Here is an 18,604-nt window from a genome sequence, read left to right as displayed (position 1 = left end):
CTGTGTGGACAGCGACTGGTGTCTGCATCAGAACGACTATGTACCACCGTAAAATATCACTAGGTGGTATGAGCGATTCCGACTCATTCGAACAGTTCAGCGACGTCGGCGAGGCGGAAGTCACACGCGCCATCGGGCAGGAGTGGACCGAGGAGTTCATGGACTTCTCGGACTCCGACGTGATTATCGTCGGCGGCGGCCCCTCGGGGCTGATGGCCGCGAAAGAACTCGCAGAGCGCGGCGTGCAGGTGATGGTCGTCGAGAAGAACAACTACCTCGGCGGCGGTTTCTGGCTCGGCGGTTTCCTGATGAACAAAGTCACCGTTCGGGACCCGGCCCAGCAGGTACTCGACGAACTCGACGTCGACCACAAACAGTCCAAAGACAGCGAGGGGCTCTACGTCGCCAACGGGCCTGAGGCCTGTTCCGGCCTCATCAAGGCCGCCTGCGACGCCGGCGCGAAGATGCAGAACATGACGGAGTTCACCGACATCGTCATCCGCGAGGACCACCGTGTCGGAGGCATCGTCATGAACTGGACGCCGGTCCACGCGCTACCCCGCGAAATCACCTGCGTCGACCCGATCGCCGTCGAGGCCGACCTCGTCATCGACGCGACCGGCCACGACGCGATGGCCGTCAAGAAACTCGACGAGCGCGGCGTCCTCAACGCGCCGGGCCTCGAAGACGAAGCCAGCGGCATGGACCAGACCGACGACGACACCTACGGTGCGCCCGGCCACGACTCACCCGGCCACGACTCTATGTGGGTCGGCGAGAGCGAAGACGCTGTCGTCGAACACACAGGCCTCGCCCACGACGGCCTCGTCGTCACCGGCATGGCCACCGCGACGACCTACGGCCTCCCGCGCATGGGCCCGACGTTCGGCGCGATGCTCGTCTCTGGCAAGCGCGCGGCGCAGGTCGCGCTTGATGAGCTTGAAGTCGATGCCGAGCCGGTCGACGTCACGAGTCGCGACGCAACCCCGGCTGACGACTGAATCCCCTCCCACGTCACTGGTTTTAAAAAACCCATCTTTTATACGTTTCAGTAATCCATTCAGGCCATAATATCGCATTAATACAAACAATTATACAACCGTGCGATAGTTCTGTTAGTGATTGACAATCAATGCCTGAAGAGATGCAGCGGAGCGACAACCACGGGTCTGACGAGCCAGTCGGCGGCGAGATCGCGGTCCAGCTCTGGAGTCGGCGACCGGTCTGTGGCCCTCGAACGACAGCTATCGACCGGTTCACAGAACTCGCCGCAACGGGAGTTATCGATGACTTCGATATTCAGACGTGGCCCGAGGAAATTCCCGTGTCCCAGCGGAGCGAGCATGGAGAGATGCTTGCGACTGTCGACAGATACGAACAGTGGGCGACCAGACGAGGACTGAGTCTCCGACCGCCCTTTGAGACGCGGACCTCGTCGTTACTCGTCGGCGGCAGTACGGAGGTGCTGCGACTCCCGATGATAGCCGTCGCCGTCTACGCGGACGACGATCTGGTCGGGGCATACCCGTGTACTGACGGGGAAACCACGTGGTCGGTCACGGACTGCATCGACGCGCTCACTGCGGACCCGACGGCACTCCCGCACGAACCGAAGTAGTGCTCGCCACTGGAACGTCACAGACTGTCCGTGGCGGTTCTGGCCAGCACTGCGGTAGGTGGCTGTCTCTCACCGGTAGCGCCGCATCGACCCGTTCGCTCTGATTCTTCAGTTCGCCGTCTCAATGCGCGGGGGTCTCCGAGACACAAATGGTATTACCCAACGATACCACTGGCTAATACAATGAAGTCCGTCACGCTGTACCGCGCCCCGACGGCGGTCGTCGACGCCGACGCGATCGCCGACTGGCTCGACGAACGGGTCGAGGCCACTGTCTCCGTCCGGGACCGGTTTCTCTCGTTGCATGGCGACTCGGACCTGGCGGAGTCGTTCGCGGAGGCGCGGGTGCTCTCGCCGTACGATCGCGAGACCGGGAACACGATGCTCGGCATCGTCCGCTACGAGGAGCGAGCCATAGAGTCGCCCGAGCGGGCCGGCGGCGTCATCTACGACGGGCTGGCCGTCCAGCGGGCGCTCCACGAGCGACTCCCCGAGTCCGAGCGGTCGCTGGACCACCTCCACGTCCCGCTGTTGGACCGCGTCGTCGGGACCTGGGGCGACCACGACGGCCGCTGGCACAAGCGCGTGCACGTCCTCGGCCAGCCCGCGGTCGTCTCGGTGCCGGGGCTGTACGAGGCCCCCGCAAAGCCCGAGCAGTACTACAAGGAACAGCAGAAACACGCCCTGCTCTCCGGCGGTACGCCGCCCCGCGAGGTGCTCGAAAACGAGGTCGAGGGGGAGTTTCTCGTCGAGGACGACCCGCGGACGACCGAGGCGCTCAAGGGCTACGTCCTGCAGGCGTACCACTACCTCGACACGGGCGAGGCGTTCTGTGACGAGGAGACCTGTCGGCTCCACAACCCCCACCGCCAGCCCGGCGTCGTCGCTGCACAGCTACGGAAGCCCGAGTTCTGTCCGGCGCACGCTGAACGGTACCGACCGTAGCGGTTCGGCCCGCGCCCGTCAGGGCACAGTCCCGCTCAGCAGGCCGAGGTATCCCCCGGCGAGCGCCTCGTAGCGCCTGTCGACGGTCAGTTCGGTGAGTCGCTCCCGGGCCGCCCGGACCCGCCGCTCGAACGCGCTGGCGTGTGACCGCCGCGACAGCCGCGTCCCCGGCGCTGAGAGCCGGACGAACCCCTCGAACGCGAGGTTCAGCGGCGCGGCGAGGGCGCTGGGACTCCGCTGGAAGTTCAGCAGGGCGACACGGCCGCCGGGGGCGACGCTGTCACACCACGCATCGACCGCTGCCGCGGGATCCTCGAAGATGCCGGCAACGAACGTCGCCAGGACGGCGTCCGCCTCTCGAACAGGCGGTCGGGCGGCGTCGGCTTGCACGTAGTGTACGGTCCCGCCCGTCCGCGCGGCGTGTTCGCGTGCGCGTTCGAGCATCGCCCGCGTCACGTCGACGCCGACGATCCGACCCGACGGGTCGACTCGCTCACGGAGCGCCGGCACGTTCGCCCCCGTGCCACAGCCCATCTCGACGACGGTATCGCCGGGCGCGAGCGCCAGCGCCTCCGCCGTCCTGTCGCGCCATGCCGTCACACCGGGTGCATTCGCTATCCAGTCGTACACCCGCGCCCACCGGCCGTAAAACGACTGCGCGTCGGTCACAGGATTTCGCGGGCCGTTTCAGCGACCGAGACGGCGTCGTCCCCGAGCAGGTACACCACCGGTTCGATACCCATCGCGCCGGTGTGATAGAGCACGTCGACGCCCGGGTCGTCGGCCAGCGCGGCTGCGACGGCTGGTTCGACGCGCTCCTCGGCGTCGAACTCGACGACGGTCCGGCCCGCCTCTCGCAGCGCGGCCACGACGCCGTCGTCGTACCGGACGTTCAACACCGCGCGGGCGTCGCTCCCGGCGGTCCGCGCCGCCAGCAACAGCGTCGCGACGTGTTCGCTGACGCCGAACTCCGGGTCTGCCGGAATCGTTGCCCGCCCTTTCACGTCGAGAATCCGCCCCGGGACGGCGGCCACGTCCTCGATGCTCTCGGCGTCGGGGAGACACTGGACGAGGTTCGACCCCACTGCTGGGATGAGCGTCGCGAACCCGCTGGTGTTTTCCAACACACTGAGTCCGCGCCGCACCGACGCGAGCGTTCGTTCTGCTGCTCGGAGCTGTGAGTCCGGGTCGTGGACGGCGAACTCGTCGTCGTAGTCGCCCAGTTCCGGGACGGCGTCCTCGTGTATCTGCGCCAGCACGCCGCCCTGTTCGAGTTCGCGGATGAACACCTCCGTTTCGACCAGCGCTTGTACCGGACTCATATCGCCGTCAGCCAGCCCGTCGGCCAGCCGCTCGACCAACTCTTCCAGCCCGCGGTGGGCCAGCAAGTCCTCCTGACGCGCCACGTCGCCGTGGACGTACTTCGAGACCGCACTCTGGCTGATTCCCAGCAGGTCGGCGACTTCGGACTGTGTCAGCCCGCGCTCCCTGAGAGCGTCGGCCAGCAGCGAGCGAAACGTCGGCAGGAAGTCGTCGACGACGATCTCCTCGATGAACCGCATCTATTGGTCGCCTCCGAACTCGCGGTCCCCCTGTATCTTGCTGGCCTGCGGTCCGGACTGGCCCTGGTACTTCGAGCCGCGTTCGGCCCCGTACGGGCGGTCGGCGGGTGTCTTGAGTTCCGTGAACGTGAGCTGTGAGATCCGCATACCGGGCGTCAGCGCGACCGGCGCAGTGCCGAGGTTCGACAGTTCGAGCGTGATCTGTCCCTCGTAGCCGGGGTCACAGAGTCCGGCGGTCGCATGCACCACAATCGCCAGCCGGCCCAGCGACGACCGGCCCTCGACGTGGGCGATGAGGTCGTCAGGGATGGCGACGCGCTCGTGGGTCGTCCCCAGCACGAAGTCGCCGGGGTGGAGGATGAACTCCCCGCCCTCCTCGATGATGGTTTCCTCGACGTAGTCTGCGACTTCGTCCTCGGAGTTCGGATGAATACAGGGGATGTTGGCGTGCTGGAACTCCAGGAATTCCCGGCCGAGACGGAGGTCGACGCTGGCGGGCTGAATCTGGATGTCCGGGTCGTCAAGCGGCTCGACGACGAGGTCACCCTGTTCCAGCCGTCGGAGAATATCCGCATCTGAGAGTATCATGAGAGTGGCGTTTGCGGCCGCGGGCCTAAACCTCCCGGTTCCGGCCCACGCTCGACCGCATCGCGGGGTCGGCGCGAGAGCACTCGGTCCGCTACAGCTGCCGTCGTCGGCCGACAACTGTCATACCGAGCAGCGTGGCGCCGAACCCGAACAGCACGAGCGCCGACCGCCGCCCTGCCGACGAACTCGGCCCGCTGGTAGGCTGTGGGATACTGATGGTCAGCGTCCCGGTCTCGCCAGCGGTGAAGTTCCCGCTTGTGACCGTGTGCAGTTCTTGCTGGGGGACTTCAGAGTAGTTGAACGCCCCGGGCAAGGTGAAGGATGCAAGGTGGAGCGTCCGGTTTGGCCCGTCCTCCGGAATGGTGAATTCCACGGTGACCTGCGTCGGGTCGTCCGGGTCGTCGAAACTAAACGACTTGCCGGTGATGGTGACGTTCTGCAGTTGCCCCGGCCTGTTCTGGTGGAGAACGGAGGGGTTCTGTCTGACCCCGTCCTCGGAGTTTCCGAGTGCGGCCATCAGGTCACGGTCGTTCTTGCCGTAATACGGCGGATCAGGCGGTTCTTCGCCCGGTCCGAAGTCTACCTGCCAGTACACCGTGTCTTCCGGCGTCTTCGTGGGCTCCTCTGTGGGTTGTTCGGTTGGTTCTTCAGTGGGTTGTTCGGTTGGTTCTTCAGTGGGTTGTTCGGTTGGTTCTTCAGTGGGTTGTTCGGTTGGTTCTTCAGTGGGTTGTTCGGTTGGTTCTTCAGTGGGTTGTTCGGTTGGTTCTTCAGTGGGCTCCTCAGTTGGTGTCGGTGTCGAGGGCACCGTACAAAAAGCCAGGAAACTAATTCCCTGCTGTGACGTAGCTGTTCCCGATGTTGCCGCCGGGTCCAGTTCGTTGGCTTGGTTTATACTGCTCCCGCCGCCAGACTTGACAACCTCGACATCGACGGGGACTTGCGATGTCCACTCGACTTCAGTTGGTCCTTCGGACGGGCCTCCATCATACGCTCTCACATTGAACGTGACGGCGTCGCTTGCTCCCTTCTCGAAGACGAATCCGAACCCGTCATCGGTCGATTCCCAGTTGTACTTCGCCAACAGGTCCTCGCCCGGGGCACAGGGCTGGGACGGGCTCCGGTCGTCAGTCTGTACCAGAAACGACTGTGCCGATGGAGTGACCTGTCCCAGGCCGACGCCTGCGACGGCGACTGTCGTCCCGACGACGAACAGCGTGATTACGGCCGTGACCGCGATGAATGGGATATCGACACCCCCTGGGTCGTCACTCATCGACAGACTCCCTGGCTGTTGTTCGGCCTGAACTATACAGCCTCCCAGCTACACTGCATTCGATTGGTAATATCGATGACATCGACCATTAGTAACAAGGGGTGTTTTTTCGTTAATACCCAACTTATGCCAGTAAGGCGATACTTCGTTTCGTATCTTGGTCGGGGATGAGATGCCGACTGAAGCTATTACGGCTGACACACGGCGTTGGCCCCGTTAGAAAGACGAGACCCGGCAGTTTGCCAGTGTCGCAAACGCTGATGAGCCAACGGTAATCGATATGTATCTCGGACGCACCAGCCGAAGAATCGTTAGGGATGTGCTCGACCACGGCGTATGTACTCTGTGGTATGTGCAACCGTGGAGGGAGTCCGACGGGAGTTTAAGTACGGGTGGCCATGTAAGCATATGAAGCAGGCTATCGTCGCACGGGCCGACATCGGCATGGGCGAGGGCAAGCTCGCCGCCCAGGTTGCCCACGCCTCGCTGTCGGCCTACGAGGACGCCGGCCCGAAACCCCGGAAAGCCTGGAAGGGCGCGGGCCAGAAGAAAGTCGTCCTGAAAGCCACGAGCGAGTCCGAGCTGTTCGAACTCGCGGACGTGGCCGAGCGCGAAGGCCTGCCGCATGCGGTCGTCCGGGACGCCGGCCACACACAGCTCGACCCGGGAACCGTCACGGCGCTCGCCGTCGGCCCCGCCGAGGACGAGCTGGTGGACCGCGTCACCGGCGACCTGCCGCTGTTCTGAGGGCAGCGGCCCGCGATACGGTTATATAAGAGCAACCCTAACCTCAGGTGAACAACAACACGATACATCATGCAAGGAAACGAACAACAGGCCTACGACCGCGGGATTACCATCTTCTCCCCGGACGGACGCCTCTATCAGGTCGAGTACGCACGAGAAGCCGTCAAGCGCGGAACCGCCAGCGTCGGGGTCCGTACCGAGGACGGCGTGGTCATCGCCGCCGACCGCCACGCCCGGTCGCCGCTCATCGAGCGCGACAGCATCGAGAAGATCCACGAAATCGACTCCCACGTCGGCGTCGCCAGCGCGGGCCACGTGGCCGACGCGCGCCAGCTCATCGACGTAGCTCGTCGTCAGGCCCAGGTCAACCGCCTGCGCTACGACGAGCCGGCCTCCGTCGAGTCGCTGACGAAGGAAATCACGGACTACATCCAGCAGTACACCCAGACCGGCGGCGCGCGCCCGTTCGGTGTGGCGCTGCTGGTCGCCGGCATCGAGGACGGCCAGCCGCGGCTGTTCGAGACGGACCCGTCGGGAACGCCCTACGAGTGGCAGGCCGTCGCCATCGGCGGCTCGCGCGAGGACATCCAGTCGTTCCTCGAAGACGAGTACGCCGAGGAGATGGACCTCGAAAGCGGCATCGAACTCGCGCTCCGGGCGCTCGCGTCGGTCAACGAGGAAGGCCTCGACGCCACGGGCGTCGACATCGCCACCATCGACGTGGAGACCGAGCAGTTCGAGAAGCTCTCGGAGGAGGACATCGCCGAGCGCCTCGAAGAGTTCGAACTCGGAGGTGAGAACTGATGTACGACCCCGAGAACCGGCTGACCGACGCCTACGAGCCCGAGGTCGGGACCCTCCCCAACGAGAGCGAGGGCCGCGACGAGGAGAACGTCGTCAAGACCGGGACCACGACCGTCGGCCTCTCGACCGAGGACGGCGTCATCATCGCCACGGACCGGCGCGCGTCGCTCGGCGGCCGTTTCGTCTCGAACAAGCAGGTCACGAAGGTCGAGCAGATTCACCCGACAGCCGCGATGACGCTGGTCGGCAGCGTCGGCGGGGCCCAGTCGTTCATCCGCTCGCTGCGCGCGGAGGCGGACCTCTACGAGGTGCGCCGCGACGAACCGCTCTCGATTCACGCGCTGGCGACGCTCGCGGGCAACTTCGCCCGCGGCGGCCCGTACTTCGCCATCAACCCCATCGTGGGCGGCGTCGACGAAGAGGGCAGCCACGTCTACAGCGTCGACCCGGCCGGCGGCGTGCTGGAAGACGACTACACCGTCACCGGGTCCGGGACGATGGTCGCGACGGGGACCATCGAAGGGCAGTACGACCCCGAGATGACCCTCGACGAGGCGCGCTCGCTTGCCATCCGCGCGGTCAACGCCGCGGCCGAGCGCGACACCGGCTCCGGCAACGGCGTCGTCATCGCCGAGATCACCGACGAGGGCGTCGAAATCGACGCCTTCGACGACTACGAGTCGGCCGAATAGCTCGGCTCCCTCGGTTTTCGGTTTCTTTGCGGTCAGTTGTTCCCGGCAGTTGCTGCTCAGTCTCGTGGCACGACCCGCATCGGGTACTCCGACTGCCGCATGATGTCCTGTGCGACGCTGCCGAAGATGAGCCGGTCGGTCTGACTCCGCTTGCGGACGCCGATGACGAGTTCGTCGGCGTCGACCTCCGCCGCGATGTCGAAGATATCCGTCGCGGGGCTGTTGCCCCGGATTATCTGGTAGGTCTCGACGGACACCTGGTCGCCCAGCCGGTCCGAGACGACTTCGAGCGCGGCCTTCCCGTCGGCGACCGCCGCCGACGACGTGCTGTCGCCGCCGCGCTGTGAGTTGACCGCGTAGACGCTGTCGTCGGGATCGAGGACCCCTTCGAGGTACGAACACAGCGTTTCGCTGACTGTCTCTGAGTTCGTCGCGAGCACGAAGGTCTGCATACGCCGAGGTGCGACCGCCGCGGTTATAAGTGTGTTTCTAGTTACCAATCCACATTCTAGCGACGCTCCGTGACGACCAGCCAACAGACCGCCAGAAAGACCGCGAGGACGAGCAGTATCGACCCCCAGACGAGCGCCCCGAAGGCCGTCGAGCCCAGCGCGGCGAGGGGGAGCGCGGCCGTCGCGGTCATCGCTCGGACCCCCCGTCGGCCACCGGGTCGTCGAGCGCGCGCACCTCTCGTCCGAGAGTGTCGAGGTCGGCGTCGGCCCCGCCGAGCAGCGTCGCCGCGGCGGTGAGCGCGGCCGAGACCAGCGTCGCGCCGGCGAAGGCGACCAGGAACGACGGCGCTGGCAGCAGACTTCCGATGCCCGGCACGGCGGCGACGAGGCCACGCAGCGACGGGAAGTACGCGAAGCCGACGACCAGGCCCGCAACTCCCGAGACCATCGCGCCCGGCCCAGTGAGTCGCTCGGTGTAGAGGCCGGCGAGGAACGGCACGAAGACGCCGGCGGCAAGCAGGTCGGCCGTCAGGAACAACTGGAGGACGCTGTACCCCTGTGCGCCGATGAACATCGCGGCGAGGGCGACGGCGACGGTCAGCCCCCGCCCGCCGAGCCAGAGGGTCCGCTGGTCGGGGTCGTCGAGCAGTCGGGCGAGGTCGGCCGTGACGACGCTGGCGATGGCGTTGAACATCGTGTCGGCGGAACTCATCACCAGCAACACGGCGAGGACGACGACGGCGAGGGTCACCCACGCCGGGAACGCCTCCGCGACCACGAGGAAGAAGGCGATGCTGGCGGAGCCGGATTCCGTGAGCCCCAGCCCTGCGGCGGCGATGCCGAACAGTCCGGACAGCAGGAGCATCGGGACGACGACGATGGCGGCGATGCCCATTCCGCGGCGGAGGGTACGCTCGCCGTCGGCGGCGTACACCCGCTGCCAGACGCCTTGGTTCAGCATATTCGCGCCCAGCAGAGCGAACGCGACGTACAGGCCGAACTTCAGGCCGGGACCGAACGTCGGGTCGAGCAGCGTCGGGTCCGCCGACACCACCGTCGCGTGGAATTCGCCCGTGCCACCCAGCGAGAGCAGCGCGCCGCCGAAGCCGACGGCCAGAAGCGGCAGGATGACCAGCGTCTGGACGGTGTCGGTGACGATGCTGGCGAGCAGGCCGCCGTATGTCGTGTAGATGAGGACGAAGCCGCCGATGAGCAACGAAGTCTGCCAGAGGGGTACGTCCGCGACGAGTGCGAGCGCGCCGGCGATGCCAGTCATCTCCGCAGCGAGGAAGATGAACATGTAGAACACCGAGACCAGCAGGACGAGCAGGTACATCCCGGAGCCAAAGCGGGCGTAGGCGAACTCAGTCAGCGAGTGGCCCGCGGGCATCACCTCGCGGATGCGAGCGCCGACCGGAATAAAGAGGACGAGCGGGATCGCGCTGCCGATGGCGTAACCCAGTACGGCGGGCAGCCCACCGAAGGCGGCCCCGGCTTCGGCCGGGCTCAGCAGAATCCAGACGCCCATCATCGACGCGATGACGGTCGCAGCGAGGGTTCCGCTGCCGGCCGAGTCACGAGCAGAGATGTACGTCTCCACTGAGTCGATGCGGCCGCGGGCGGCGAAGAGGCCGACGCCGGTGAACACGAGGACGGTCGCCGCCGTCAGGCCGAGAGCCACGGTCGAGGAGACCATCTACGGGCGCACCTCCCCGTCGGCCGCGCTCTCATAGGCCGTCTCGAAGAACCGCCGTTCGAGCGCGACCGTGCGGTCGAACAGCGACGCGACGCGTGCCGCTCGCCGCGGGGAGAGCGTCGGGCCGACGGCGTCGAGTTCGCCCCGGAGCCAGTTGACGAAGGCGACGAACGAGTCGACGGCGTGGAGGTCCACCCACTCGGCGAAGTAGAAGGGCAGTCCCATCCCGGCGCTGGGCGGGCCGTCCGGGTCGCCGTGGTCCGTAGCGACCGCTGTCGCCCACGACTCGTATATCCACTCTGCCGGGACGAGGACGGCCAGCGTCTCTGCGTACCCGCCTTCCCGTGCGGCGCGGCCGAGCAGGTCGACGAACGCCGCCGTCGTCGGCGTAGGCTCGGGGTCCTGCCGGCGCGACTCGTCGACCCCCAGTGCGGCAAAGGAGCGCTCGAAGTAGTCGTCTTCGTCATCGGTCACGGTATCGAGGAACTCGACGAGGCGGCGCTTGGCGGTCATGTCCGGGGCCTGCCCGACCGCATGGCCGAACGTCCCGACGAGTTCGCCGACGAAGGCATAGTCCTGCACCAGGTAGTGTGCGAACGCGTCCTCGTCGAGCGTGCCGGCCCCGAGTTCCTCGACGAATCGGTGGCCGACAGCGTCGTCCCAGTCCGGCTGACTCTGGTCGCGGAGCCACTCGGTGAATCGGGGTTCGTCGGTGCGCTCGGCGTACGCTGAGTACGTCTCGGCTGTCATAGCGCCCACCCTTCTTGCGTGTAGGCCATCTCCCAGAACCGGTGTTCGAGCTTCGCACTCGTCAGAAACGCGTCCTCCATGGCGTCGCGCTGGCCGGGATACCGCTCGCCACAGCGGTCGACGTACGCCCGACACCAGCCCGTCGCCTCGCGGAAGTCATCGCTGGTGTACATCTCGATGAACGGTGTGTACCGGTGTTCGCCGTCAGCCAAATCGGCCATGTGCTCGGCCACGTCGAGATAGCCCTGCATGCAGGGGTACAGCGCAGCAGCAATCTCCGCCTCGTGGCCCTCGTAGGCTGTCCGAACGAGGAAGTTCGTGTACGCCAGACAGGTCGGGGCTTTCTCGGTCGACTCCAGTTCTCGCTCCGAGATACCGTACTCCGACGCGAACTCCCGGTGGAGATCCATCTCGGTATCCAGCACCTGATGGGCGACCCCGAGTAGATGCGTCATCGTCGACTCGTCGTCTGCCGTCGCGCCGGCGAGCGCGAACAGCCGCGCGTAGTCCTGCAGGTACCGGTAGTCCTGTTTCACCCAGTGTTTGAACGCCGACTCGTCGAGCGTCCCGTCGGCCAGTTCGCGGACAAATGGGTGGTCCTTCTGTGCGTCCCAGATGTTCTCGCCGATGTCAAGCAGGTGGTCGCTGAACGCCATTGGTAGCAAATACAACAAACTCCGAGGTAATATATCCTGCTAATACAACTAGGTTGTAACTCCGTAGACGAGCAGTGCGCGCAGTGAGCTACAGGTGCTGCGCGTCTCGGGGCCGGTTTCGCTGCTGGCAATCACGACAACGCAGTCGACCGACAGCGTCCGTAGTCCCAACTGCTAAGCGAACTACGCCCCTCACTTCCGGCAATGACACTGCAGTTACCGAGCGAAATTGTGGTCGAGCGGTTTCTCCCGACGGCCCGGGCGATGCTCGCCACGAGACTCGACGAGGAGGGCTGGACGCAACAGGAGATCGCCGACCAGCTCGGCGTGACACAGGCCGCAGTGAGCAAATACGGCAGCGGCTCGGTCACCATCGAGGAGCGGTTCCGGGACGACGCCCGGATGCAACAGACCATCGAGCGGATCGCTGACGGCCTGGTCGCGGGCGAGATGGACGAGTACGCGGTGCTGAACGAACTGCTCACCCTGGTACGGGAGTTCGAGGACCGGGGTCCCATCTGTGCGGTCCACGAGGAGGAGATGCCGGCGCTGCAGGGGATGGGCTGTGACCTCTGTGTTCGGGGGACAGACACCGCAGTACAGGCGGAACGGGCTGTGCTGTCGTCAGTCCGGCGAGCCACGCGGCTGCTGGCCGACAACGACGCCGTCGTCGACGCCATCCCGAATGTGGGGATGAACGTCGGCATGGCACTGCCGGACGCCGAAGACGCGCTTGACGTGGCGGCAGTTCCCGGTCGGATTCACAACCTTCGAGGGCGGGTCAACGTGCCGTCGAACCCCGAGTTCGGGGCGTCGGAACACGTCGCCCGGACGATACTGACCGCGATGGCGGTCGATCCCTCGTGCCGAGCGGCGCTCAATCTGACGACTGACGAGGCATTTCTCGATGCTGCCCGGGAACACGGTGTCGAGCCGCTGAAGTTCGACGCCGGCTACGAAGACCGTAACGAACGGCTCGAAGCCACCTTCCGCGAACGCGGCGCTGTTCCGCGTGTCATCTACCACAGCGGTGCGTTCGGTATCGAACCGATAACCTACGTTTTCGGTGAGTCAGCGGTCGAAGCTGCTGAACTGATGATCGAACTTCTCGACGCGGCCGACTCCTGAGCGGTTTCGGTCGCCGAACCCGTCAGAACCAGCCGGTCTCGGGGTCGATGGGATTCTCGGGCTCCTCGCCCCGCAGTACCCGGATGACATCTTCGGCCACGGTCTGTGTCAGCTCGACCCGGGACGCCTCGGAATACCACGCGACGTGCGGGCTACAGACGACGCTATCGAGGTCATGAAGCGGTGCGTCTCCGGGCGGTTCTGGCTCGCGCACGTCTAGTCCGGCCCCGCCGAGGTCGCCGCTGACGAGCGCGTCGTACAGCGCCGTTTCGTCGACGAGGCCGCCTCTGGCCGTGTTCACGAGCAGCGCGTCGTCGCGCATCCGGTCGAGCGCGTCCGCGTCGACCATCTCCCGTGTCTCGTCGGTCAGCGGGGCGTGCAGCGAGACGATATCGGAATCGGCCAGCAACGTCTCGAAGGTGACTGACTCGACACCGAGGTCGCCCATCCGGTACTCGGGCACGTACGGGTCGTGGGCGACGACATCGACGTCGAACCCTCGAAGCTTCGCGGCGAAGCGGCTGGCAAGCTTACCGAAGGCAACGAGACCCACGGTACTACCGGCAAGACGGCGCATCGGCTGGCCGACAGTCCACTCCCACTCACCACGCTTGACCGAGCGGTCAAACGTCGGTATCTTCCGCAGGCAAGCCAGCGTGAGCGCGAACGTATGAGTTGACACCTCCTCGACAGAGTAGTCCGGGACATTGACCACCCTCACACCGGCATCGACCGCCGCTCGCACGTCGATGTTGTCCACGCCGATGCCAGCCCGCCCCACCACTTTGAGCGAGTCCCCGGCTTCGACGACCTCGGCTGTGACCTGTGTGCCGGCGTCGACAATTAACGCATCAGCGTCGTTCACTGCGCGCGCGACGGCCGCCGGTTCTTTCGCCGCTGTCGTTTTGACGGTCGCTTCAACCGCATCCAGCACCGCCGCCCGTGTCTCTCCGTCCATCACTTTGGTGTCAGAGACGACAACTTTGTGAGACATACTCTGGCTTGCTCTGCCCCGGAAATAAAATCATCTGTCAGGATCGGTTCAGTCATTGAAACCGCGTCACTGTGGCACTACTGCGCCCCGGTAACCGGCACAGAACTGACAGAATAGTAGCAAACTTTTATGATACATTCGCGAGGAGGTGGCAACAGTATGTCGGCTGGTAACACAGGTGAGACAGCGCTCGAACGTATCGGCTATCGACTCTCTGCGTGGGTGGAACGGTGGATGCCAAGCCCGTTCCTGTTCGCGCTCATCCTCAGCTACGTCGTGTTTCTGGCCGGCGTCGGCCTCACCGGCTCCGGCCCCGTGGAGATGGTCCAGTTCTGGTACGACGGCTTCTGGGCCTTCCTGACGTTCTCGATGCAGATGGTCCTCATCCTGATGACGGGCTTCGTTGTGGCGTACCATCCGCGCGTCAATGCCGGCATCCGCCGGCTGACAGAGCTACCCAGCACCGGAAAGCAGGCGGTCGTCCTCGTCGGACTGTTGACGATGCTGCTTGGCTGGGTCCACTGGGGACTGAGCCTCATCCTCGGCGCGATCTTCGCCCGGGAGATGGGCAAGACCGCCCACGAGAACGACATCAACGTCCACTATCCGGTCCTCTGTGTCGCGGGCTACCTCGGTCTCGGTCTCACCTGGCACTGGGGGCTGTCCGGGTCTGCACCGCTCTTGCTCGCGACGGAGGGCAATGAGTTCATTCAGCAGGGCGTCATTGACGTCGTCGTCTCCGCCTCAGAAACCATCTTCCACCCCTACGGCCTCATTCTGACCGGCCTGTCGATAGCCTACGCGCTCGTCGTCCTCTACGTCATCACGCCGACCGGAGACCAGGCGCGGGGCATCACGCATTACATCCCCGAAGACGACCTGTTCGAATCCGCGAGTGACGGCGGCGTGGAAGCAACCGCAACCACCAATCAGGTCCCGGCCGAGCGCATCAACCACAGTCGCGTTCTCGGCGGGATTATCGGCCTGACCGGCATCGCGCTGGTCGCCTCACAGTTCGTCCAGTCCGGCATCGACGCGCTCGGACTGAACATCGTCAACTTCGGCTTCCTGACGATTGGTATCTTCATTTACATGGACCCACAGACCTACCGGGAGAAGTTCGGCGAGGCGGCGACCGCCGCCTCGGGCATCGTGTTGCTCTTTCCGTTCTTCGCCGGCATTCAGGGCATGATGGCCACCTCCGGGCTGGCGCAGTTGATGGCAAACGCGCTCATCTCGGTCTCGACGCCACAGACGTTCCCGGTCATCGCCTGGCTCACCGGCGCGACGGTCAACATCTTTGCTCCCTCCGGCGGCGGCGAGTGGATCATCCTCGGGCCGCCGATTCTCGAAGCCGCGCAGAACCTCGGGGTCCCGGCCGGTCAGGCGACGATGGCCTACGCCGTCGGCGACGCCCACACGAACCTCCTGAACCCTTTCTGGGCGCTGCCGTTGCTCGCTATCACCCGCATCAAGGCCCGGGAGATGTTCGGCTACGCCATTGCAATGTTGCTCGCGCTGACGCCGTTTCTGGCTGTCGTGCTGTTCGTCCTCCCGTACTGAGACGGCAGCGGCGTGACAGCCGAGGCTGATTGCCTCTTCTTCGAGCGTTAAGTTGTTAGAGAAACTGCACTCCGACAATGGCAACTGAGACGGGAGCCGAGGGGGACGTAGATCTTCTCGACTCCTTTCGGCAGTTCTTCGCGCTGGAGCGGGACGTGCTCGTGCTGTCGCTGTCCATGCTGGCATTCAGCCTCGCGTTCCAGATGACCAGCCGGTACGTCCCCGAGTACATGCGGATTCTGGGGGCCAGTGCCGGCGTCATCGGCCTGTACGGGAGCGTCGGGAACCTCATCAGCGCGGTGTACCCCTACCCCGGCGGCGCGGTGTCTGACCGCATCGGCTCGCGGCTGGCACTGACCGCCTTCGCGACGCTGGCGACGGTCGGCTTCGGTATCTGGTATCTCGCTTCGGTCATCGGCGACATCGCGCTTGGAACGGTGACGCTGCCGGCCTGGACGCTCGTGTTCGTCGGCCTCTTTCTCGCACAGGCTTGGAAGTCCTTCGGGCTGGGTGCGACATTCGCTATCGTCAAGCAGAGCGTCCCGCCGGGGCGACTGGCGATGGGATTTGCCAGCACGGAGATGTTCCGCCGCATCGGCTTCCTGCTCGGACCGCTCGCCGCCGCGGCGCTGCTGGCGACGACTGCGACGTTCGTCGAGGGGTTCCAGCGCGTGCTGGCGGTCGCGCTTGCCTGTGGCGTCGTCGCCACTGTCGCTCAGCACGTCCTCTACGACGCCAGCGAGGACACGCTCGGGAAGTCCTTCGAGGGCATCGACCAGATTCTCGCCGACCTGCGGACGATGCCGGCGACGCTCCGCCCGCTGCTGGTCGCCGATACGCTCGTCCGGTTCGCTAACGGCATGGTGTATGTCTTCTTCGTCATCGTCGTCACCGAGTTCCTCGCTGTGGGGTTCACCGGCTTCGGCGTCCAGTTGCGGCCCGACGCCTTCTTTGGCGTCCTGCTCGGCGTCGAGATGGTCGTCGCTATCCTCTCGATGGCCCCCGTCGCAAAACTCACCGAGTGGGCCGGCCTCAAGCCCGCCGTCGCACTGGGCTTTCTCGTCTACGCCGTCTTTCCACTCTTGCTCATCTTCGCACCGGGTGACCAGTGGGTGCTGGTGCTGTTGTTCGCGTTTTCGGGCCTGCGATTTGCCGGCCTGCCCGCTCACAAGGCGCTCATCGTCGGCCCGGCGAAACAGGATACTGGCGGCCGCGTCACCGGGACGTACTACCTGCTTCGGAATACGCTGGTCATCCCCAGCGCTGCGCTCGGTGGCTGGCTGTACGGCAGTGAGTGGGCCGTCGGCGTCGGTGGCGTGACGCTACGGGCCGGCCCCGAACTCGCCTTCGGCGTCGCTACCGCCGTCGGACTGGCCGGCGTCGCCTACTTCGTCGCCTTCGGTCGGGAGTTCGAAGCCTACGAGTAGTCGGGCTTACCACTCCTCGCGGGGCGGGAACTCCTCGCCACAGCGAGGGCAGTACCGCATCGGTGCGCGGGACTCCTGACCGTCCCTGTCGAACGTTATCTCCCGTCCACAACTCTCACATGCTAGCTTTGGCATCGTGGTGCTCTCGGGTCGCCTGCACAGCCACGACCTGTGCTAGATAGAGTATGTCCCGTGATAACACTAGGTATCGGCTGAGAGACGGACCCACGCCGAGTCCGCAAACGCCAGTCATAAGCGCCGAGCAACGAACTACTCGACCAATGCGAGACGCCCATCCAATCGAGCGAGCGGTCGGCATGGAGTACTACGTCAGCGACGCCGACGGGGTGGGCGGCCGCCTCCGTGCCGCCCCGGCGGACTTCCGGGTTCGGGAACTGGAGGCGTTCGACACCGAGCCGGTCGACGCCGACACCGGCGCGTACCCGCATCTCGTCTTCCGGGCGGAGCTTCGCAACTGGGAGACAAACGACTTCGCCAGCGAGCTGTCGGACCGACTGGGCATCTCCCGCGAGCGGGTGTCGTGGGCGGGGACGAAGGACAAGCGCGCGGTCACGACCCAGCTGTTCTCGGTGAAAGGCGTCGCGGCCGGGGACCTGCCGGATATCGGCGGCACGGACATCGAAGTCGTCGGCCGCGCCGGCCGCCCCATCCTCTTTGGCGACCTGGCTGGCAACGCCTTCGAAATCGTCGTCCGGGACACCGAGAACGACGACGCCGCCGCGAGCGTCGTGGCGGACCTCCAGGCGTTCGCCGCCGGGGAGGACCCGACTGCCGGCGAGGACCGCTCCAGCGACGCCGCGCTACCGGCCGGCGACACGACGGTCGGCGTGCCCAACTACTTCGGCCAGCAGCGGTTCGGGTCCCGCCGGCCGGTCACCCACGAGGTTGGGCTGGCCATCGCTCGCGGCGAGTGGGAGGATGCGGTTCTCGCCTACGTCGGGAACCCCCACGACCGCGAACCCGAGTCAACCCGGGAAGCCCGCGCGTACGTCGACGAAACTCACGACTGGGCCGGCGCGCTGGACAGGCTGCCCGGCGCGTTGGGCTACGAGCGCTCCATCTGTCACCGCCTGGTCGAGAACGGGGCCGATGAGCCGACGGATTTCCGTGAGGCGCTAGAAGCGCTACCGTCGAACCTCCAGTCGCTGTTCGTCAACGCTGCACAGTCCTACGTGTTCAACCGCATCCTCTCGGAGCGGCTGGAGCGGGGGCTCCCCTTCGACCGGCCGGTCGAGGGCGACGTGGTCTGTTTCCGGGACAGCGACGCGCCCGAGGACTTCCCGATTCCGGACGCCGACCGCACCCAAGAGGTCACGGCAAAGCGGCTCTCGACCGTCGAGCGTCACTGCGAGCGTGGTCGAGCGTTTGTCACCGCGCCGCTGGTCGGGACCGACACCGACCTCGGCGGCGGCGAGCCGGGCGACATCGCCCGCGGGGTCCTCGACGACCTCGGGCTCGAACGCGGCGATTTCGACCTCCCCGGGGCGTTCGACAGCGACGGGACGCGCCGCGCGATACTGCTCCGGACCGACCTCGGCGTCGACCGTACCGGCGACGACCTGACGTTCACCTTCTCGCTGCCGAAGGGGAGCTACGCGACAGTCGTCCTCCGGGAGTTCCGGAAAGGCGACCCGGCAGAGTGAGCAGTCGCTTGTGGCGCAAGTGACGCGGAATATGCAACGGTTAAG

Annotated in this window: 21 protein-coding genes; 10 read left to right on the top strand and 11 right to left on the bottom strand. The window is 65.6% G+C overall.

Annotated features, from left to right (window positions below):
- Positions 1 to 68 precede the first annotated feature (68 nt).
- The 3 genes from DVK00_RS02110 (at position 69) to DVK00_RS02100 (ending at position 2,563) form a co-directional block, all read left to right on the top strand.
- Positions 69 to 1,001 (top strand): sulfide-dependent adenosine diphosphate thiazole synthase, encoded by a 933-nt coding sequence (locus DVK00_RS02110; protein ID WP_058994571.1) that lies wholly within the window; start codon positions 69 to 71, stop codon positions 999 to 1,001.
- A 131-nt stretch (positions 1,002 to 1,132) separates the two neighbouring features.
- Positions 1,133 to 1,618, top strand: coding sequence for an HTH domain-containing protein (locus DVK00_RS02105; RefSeq protein WP_121577152.1), 486 nt, complete (start codon positions 1,133 to 1,135; stop codon positions 1,616 to 1,618).
- Between the two features lie 183 nt (positions 1,619 to 1,801).
- Complete coding sequence (locus DVK00_RS02100) at positions 1,802 to 2,563, top strand: DUF7001 family protein (protein WP_101350717.1); 762 nt, start codon at positions 1,802 to 1,804, stop codon at positions 2,561 to 2,563.
- Positions 2,564 to 2,581: 18 nt separating this feature from the next.
- Here the strand turns inward: DVK00_RS02100 and DVK00_RS02095 are convergent, their stop codons facing one another.
- From DVK00_RS02095 to DVK00_RS21550, 4 genes are all read right to left on the bottom strand, one after another.
- A complete protein-coding gene (locus DVK00_RS02095) occupies positions 2,582 to 3,232 on the bottom strand; it encodes a class I SAM-dependent methyltransferase (protein ID WP_121535240.1) in 651 nt (216 codons plus the stop codon).
- Complete coding sequence (locus DVK00_RS02090) at positions 3,229 to 4,125, bottom strand: thiamine-phosphate synthase family protein (protein WP_101350715.1); 897 nt, start codon at positions 4,123 to 4,125, stop codon at positions 3,229 to 3,231. The genes DVK00_RS02095 and DVK00_RS02090 overlap by 4 nt, the downstream gene beginning before the upstream one ends.
- Positions 4,126 to 4,713 (bottom strand): dCTP deaminase, encoded by a 588-nt coding sequence (dcd, locus tag DVK00_RS02085; RefSeq protein ID WP_101350714.1) that lies wholly within the window; start codon positions 4,711 to 4,713, stop codon positions 4,126 to 4,128. It lies immediately after the preceding gene.
- A 91-nt stretch (positions 4,714 to 4,804) separates the two neighbouring features.
- Positions 4,805 to 5,986: a hypothetical protein gene (locus DVK00_RS21550; RefSeq protein ID WP_199722439.1), complete on the bottom strand. Its 1,182-nt coding sequence runs from the start codon at positions 5,984 to 5,986 to the stop codon at positions 4,805 to 4,807.
- 408 nt (positions 5,987 to 6,394) lie between these two features.
- On the opposite strand from DVK00_RS21550, the gene pth2 reads away from it, so the two are divergent.
- The 3 genes from pth2 to psmB all read left to right on the top strand — a co-directional run bounded on the left by pth2 (position 6,395) and on the right by psmB (position 8,229).
- A complete protein-coding gene (pth2, locus tag DVK00_RS02075; protein ID WP_004591375.1) occupies positions 6,395 to 6,733 on the top strand; it encodes a peptidyl-tRNA hydrolase Pth2 in 339 nt (112 codons plus the stop codon).
- 69 nt (positions 6,734 to 6,802) lie between these two features.
- Positions 6,803 to 7,537 (top strand): archaeal proteasome endopeptidase complex subunit alpha, encoded by a 735-nt coding sequence (gene psmA / locus DVK00_RS02070; protein ID WP_121535236.1) that lies wholly within the window; start codon positions 6,803 to 6,805, stop codon positions 7,535 to 7,537.
- On the top strand, positions 7,537 to 8,229 hold the full coding sequence (gene psmB, locus DVK00_RS02065; protein WP_121511615.1) for an archaeal proteasome endopeptidase complex subunit beta: 693 nt from the start codon (positions 7,537 to 7,539) through the stop codon (positions 8,227 to 8,229). The genes psmA and psmB overlap by 1 nt, the downstream gene beginning before the upstream one ends.
- Positions 8,230 to 8,285: 56 nt before the next feature.
- Here psmB and DVK00_RS02060 read toward each other — a convergent pair whose 3' ends face one another.
- From DVK00_RS02060 to tenA, 5 genes are read right to left on the bottom strand one after another with little or no spacing between them, the layout of a single operon-like run.
- Positions 8,286 to 8,681, bottom strand: a complete 396-nt coding sequence (locus DVK00_RS02060) for a universal stress protein (RefSeq protein WP_101350709.1) — start codon at positions 8,679 to 8,681, stop codon at positions 8,286 to 8,288.
- 56 nt (positions 8,682 to 8,737) lie between these two features.
- A complete protein-coding gene (locus tag DVK00_RS22185) occupies positions 8,738 to 8,872 on the bottom strand; it encodes a hypothetical protein (RefSeq protein ID WP_255410804.1) in 135 nt (44 codons plus the stop codon).
- Positions 8,869 to 10,377: a sodium:proline symporter gene (locus DVK00_RS02055; RefSeq protein ID WP_121577151.1), complete on the bottom strand. Its 1,509-nt coding sequence runs from the start codon at positions 10,375 to 10,377 to the stop codon at positions 8,869 to 8,871. The genes DVK00_RS22185 and DVK00_RS02055 overlap by 4 nt, the downstream gene beginning before the upstream one ends.
- On the bottom strand, positions 10,378 to 11,127 hold the full coding sequence (locus DVK00_RS02050; RefSeq protein ID WP_121535232.1) for a TenA family protein: 750 nt from the start codon (positions 11,125 to 11,127) through the stop codon (positions 10,378 to 10,380).
- The gene (tenA, locus tag DVK00_RS02045; RefSeq protein WP_101350706.1) at positions 11,124 to 11,783 is read right to left on the bottom strand and encodes a thiaminase II; all 660 of its coding nucleotides are present in this window, start codon (positions 11,781 to 11,783) and stop codon (positions 11,124 to 11,126) included. Before tenA ends, DVK00_RS02050 begins: the two co-directional genes overlap by 4 nt.
- A 204-nt stretch (positions 11,784 to 11,987) precedes the next feature.
- On the opposite strand from tenA, the gene DVK00_RS02040 reads away from it, so the two are divergent.
- Positions 11,988 to 12,911, top strand: a complete 924-nt coding sequence (locus tag DVK00_RS02040; RefSeq protein ID WP_101350705.1) for a thiamine-phosphate synthase family protein — start codon at positions 11,988 to 11,990, stop codon at positions 12,909 to 12,911.
- 22 nt (positions 12,912 to 12,933) lie between these two features.
- Here DVK00_RS02040 and DVK00_RS02035 read toward each other — a convergent pair whose 3' ends face one another.
- The gene (locus DVK00_RS02035; RefSeq protein ID WP_121577150.1) at positions 12,934 to 13,905 is read right to left on the bottom strand and encodes a C-terminal binding protein; all 972 of its coding nucleotides are present in this window, start codon (positions 13,903 to 13,905) and stop codon (positions 12,934 to 12,936) included.
- Positions 13,906 to 14,064: 159 nt separating this feature from the next.
- Between DVK00_RS02035 and DVK00_RS02030 the strand changes: the two genes are divergently transcribed.
- Together DVK00_RS02030 and DVK00_RS02025 are read left to right on the top strand one after the other, a co-directional pair.
- Positions 14,065 to 15,468 carry a short-chain fatty acid transporter gene (locus tag DVK00_RS02030; protein WP_053967526.1) on the top strand — a complete coding sequence of 468 codons (1,404 nt, stop codon included), beginning with the start codon at positions 14,065 to 14,067 and terminating at the stop codon, positions 15,466 to 15,468.
- Positions 15,469 to 15,545: 77 nt separating this feature from the next.
- Positions 15,546 to 16,895 (top strand): MFS transporter, encoded by a 1,350-nt coding sequence (locus tag DVK00_RS02025; RefSeq protein WP_101350703.1) that lies wholly within the window; start codon positions 15,546 to 15,548, stop codon positions 16,893 to 16,895.
- 6 nt (positions 16,896 to 16,901) lie between these two features.
- Here DVK00_RS02025 and DVK00_RS22180 read toward each other — a convergent pair whose 3' ends face one another.
- A complete protein-coding gene (locus DVK00_RS22180) occupies positions 16,902 to 17,030 on the bottom strand; it encodes a hypothetical protein (RefSeq protein ID WP_255410195.1) in 129 nt (42 codons plus the stop codon).
- Positions 17,031 to 17,176: 146 nt separating this feature from the next.
- Here DVK00_RS22180 and truD point away from each other — a divergent pair, with 146 nt between their 5' ends.
- Positions 17,177 to 18,559 carry a tRNA pseudouridine(13) synthase TruD gene (gene truD / locus DVK00_RS02020; RefSeq protein WP_121577149.1) on the top strand — a complete coding sequence of 461 codons (1,383 nt, stop codon included), beginning with the start codon at positions 17,177 to 17,179 and terminating at the stop codon, positions 18,557 to 18,559.
- Positions 18,560 to 18,604: the final 45 nt, after the last annotated feature.

The sequence above is a fragment of the Haloarcula sp. Atlit-47R genome, assembly GCF_003665985.1.
GTDB classification, from domain to species: Archaea; Halobacteriota; Halobacteria; order Halobacteriales; family Haloarculaceae; genus Haloarcula; species Haloarcula taiwanensis.
This window is presented reverse-complemented; position numbering and strand designations above follow the sequence as displayed.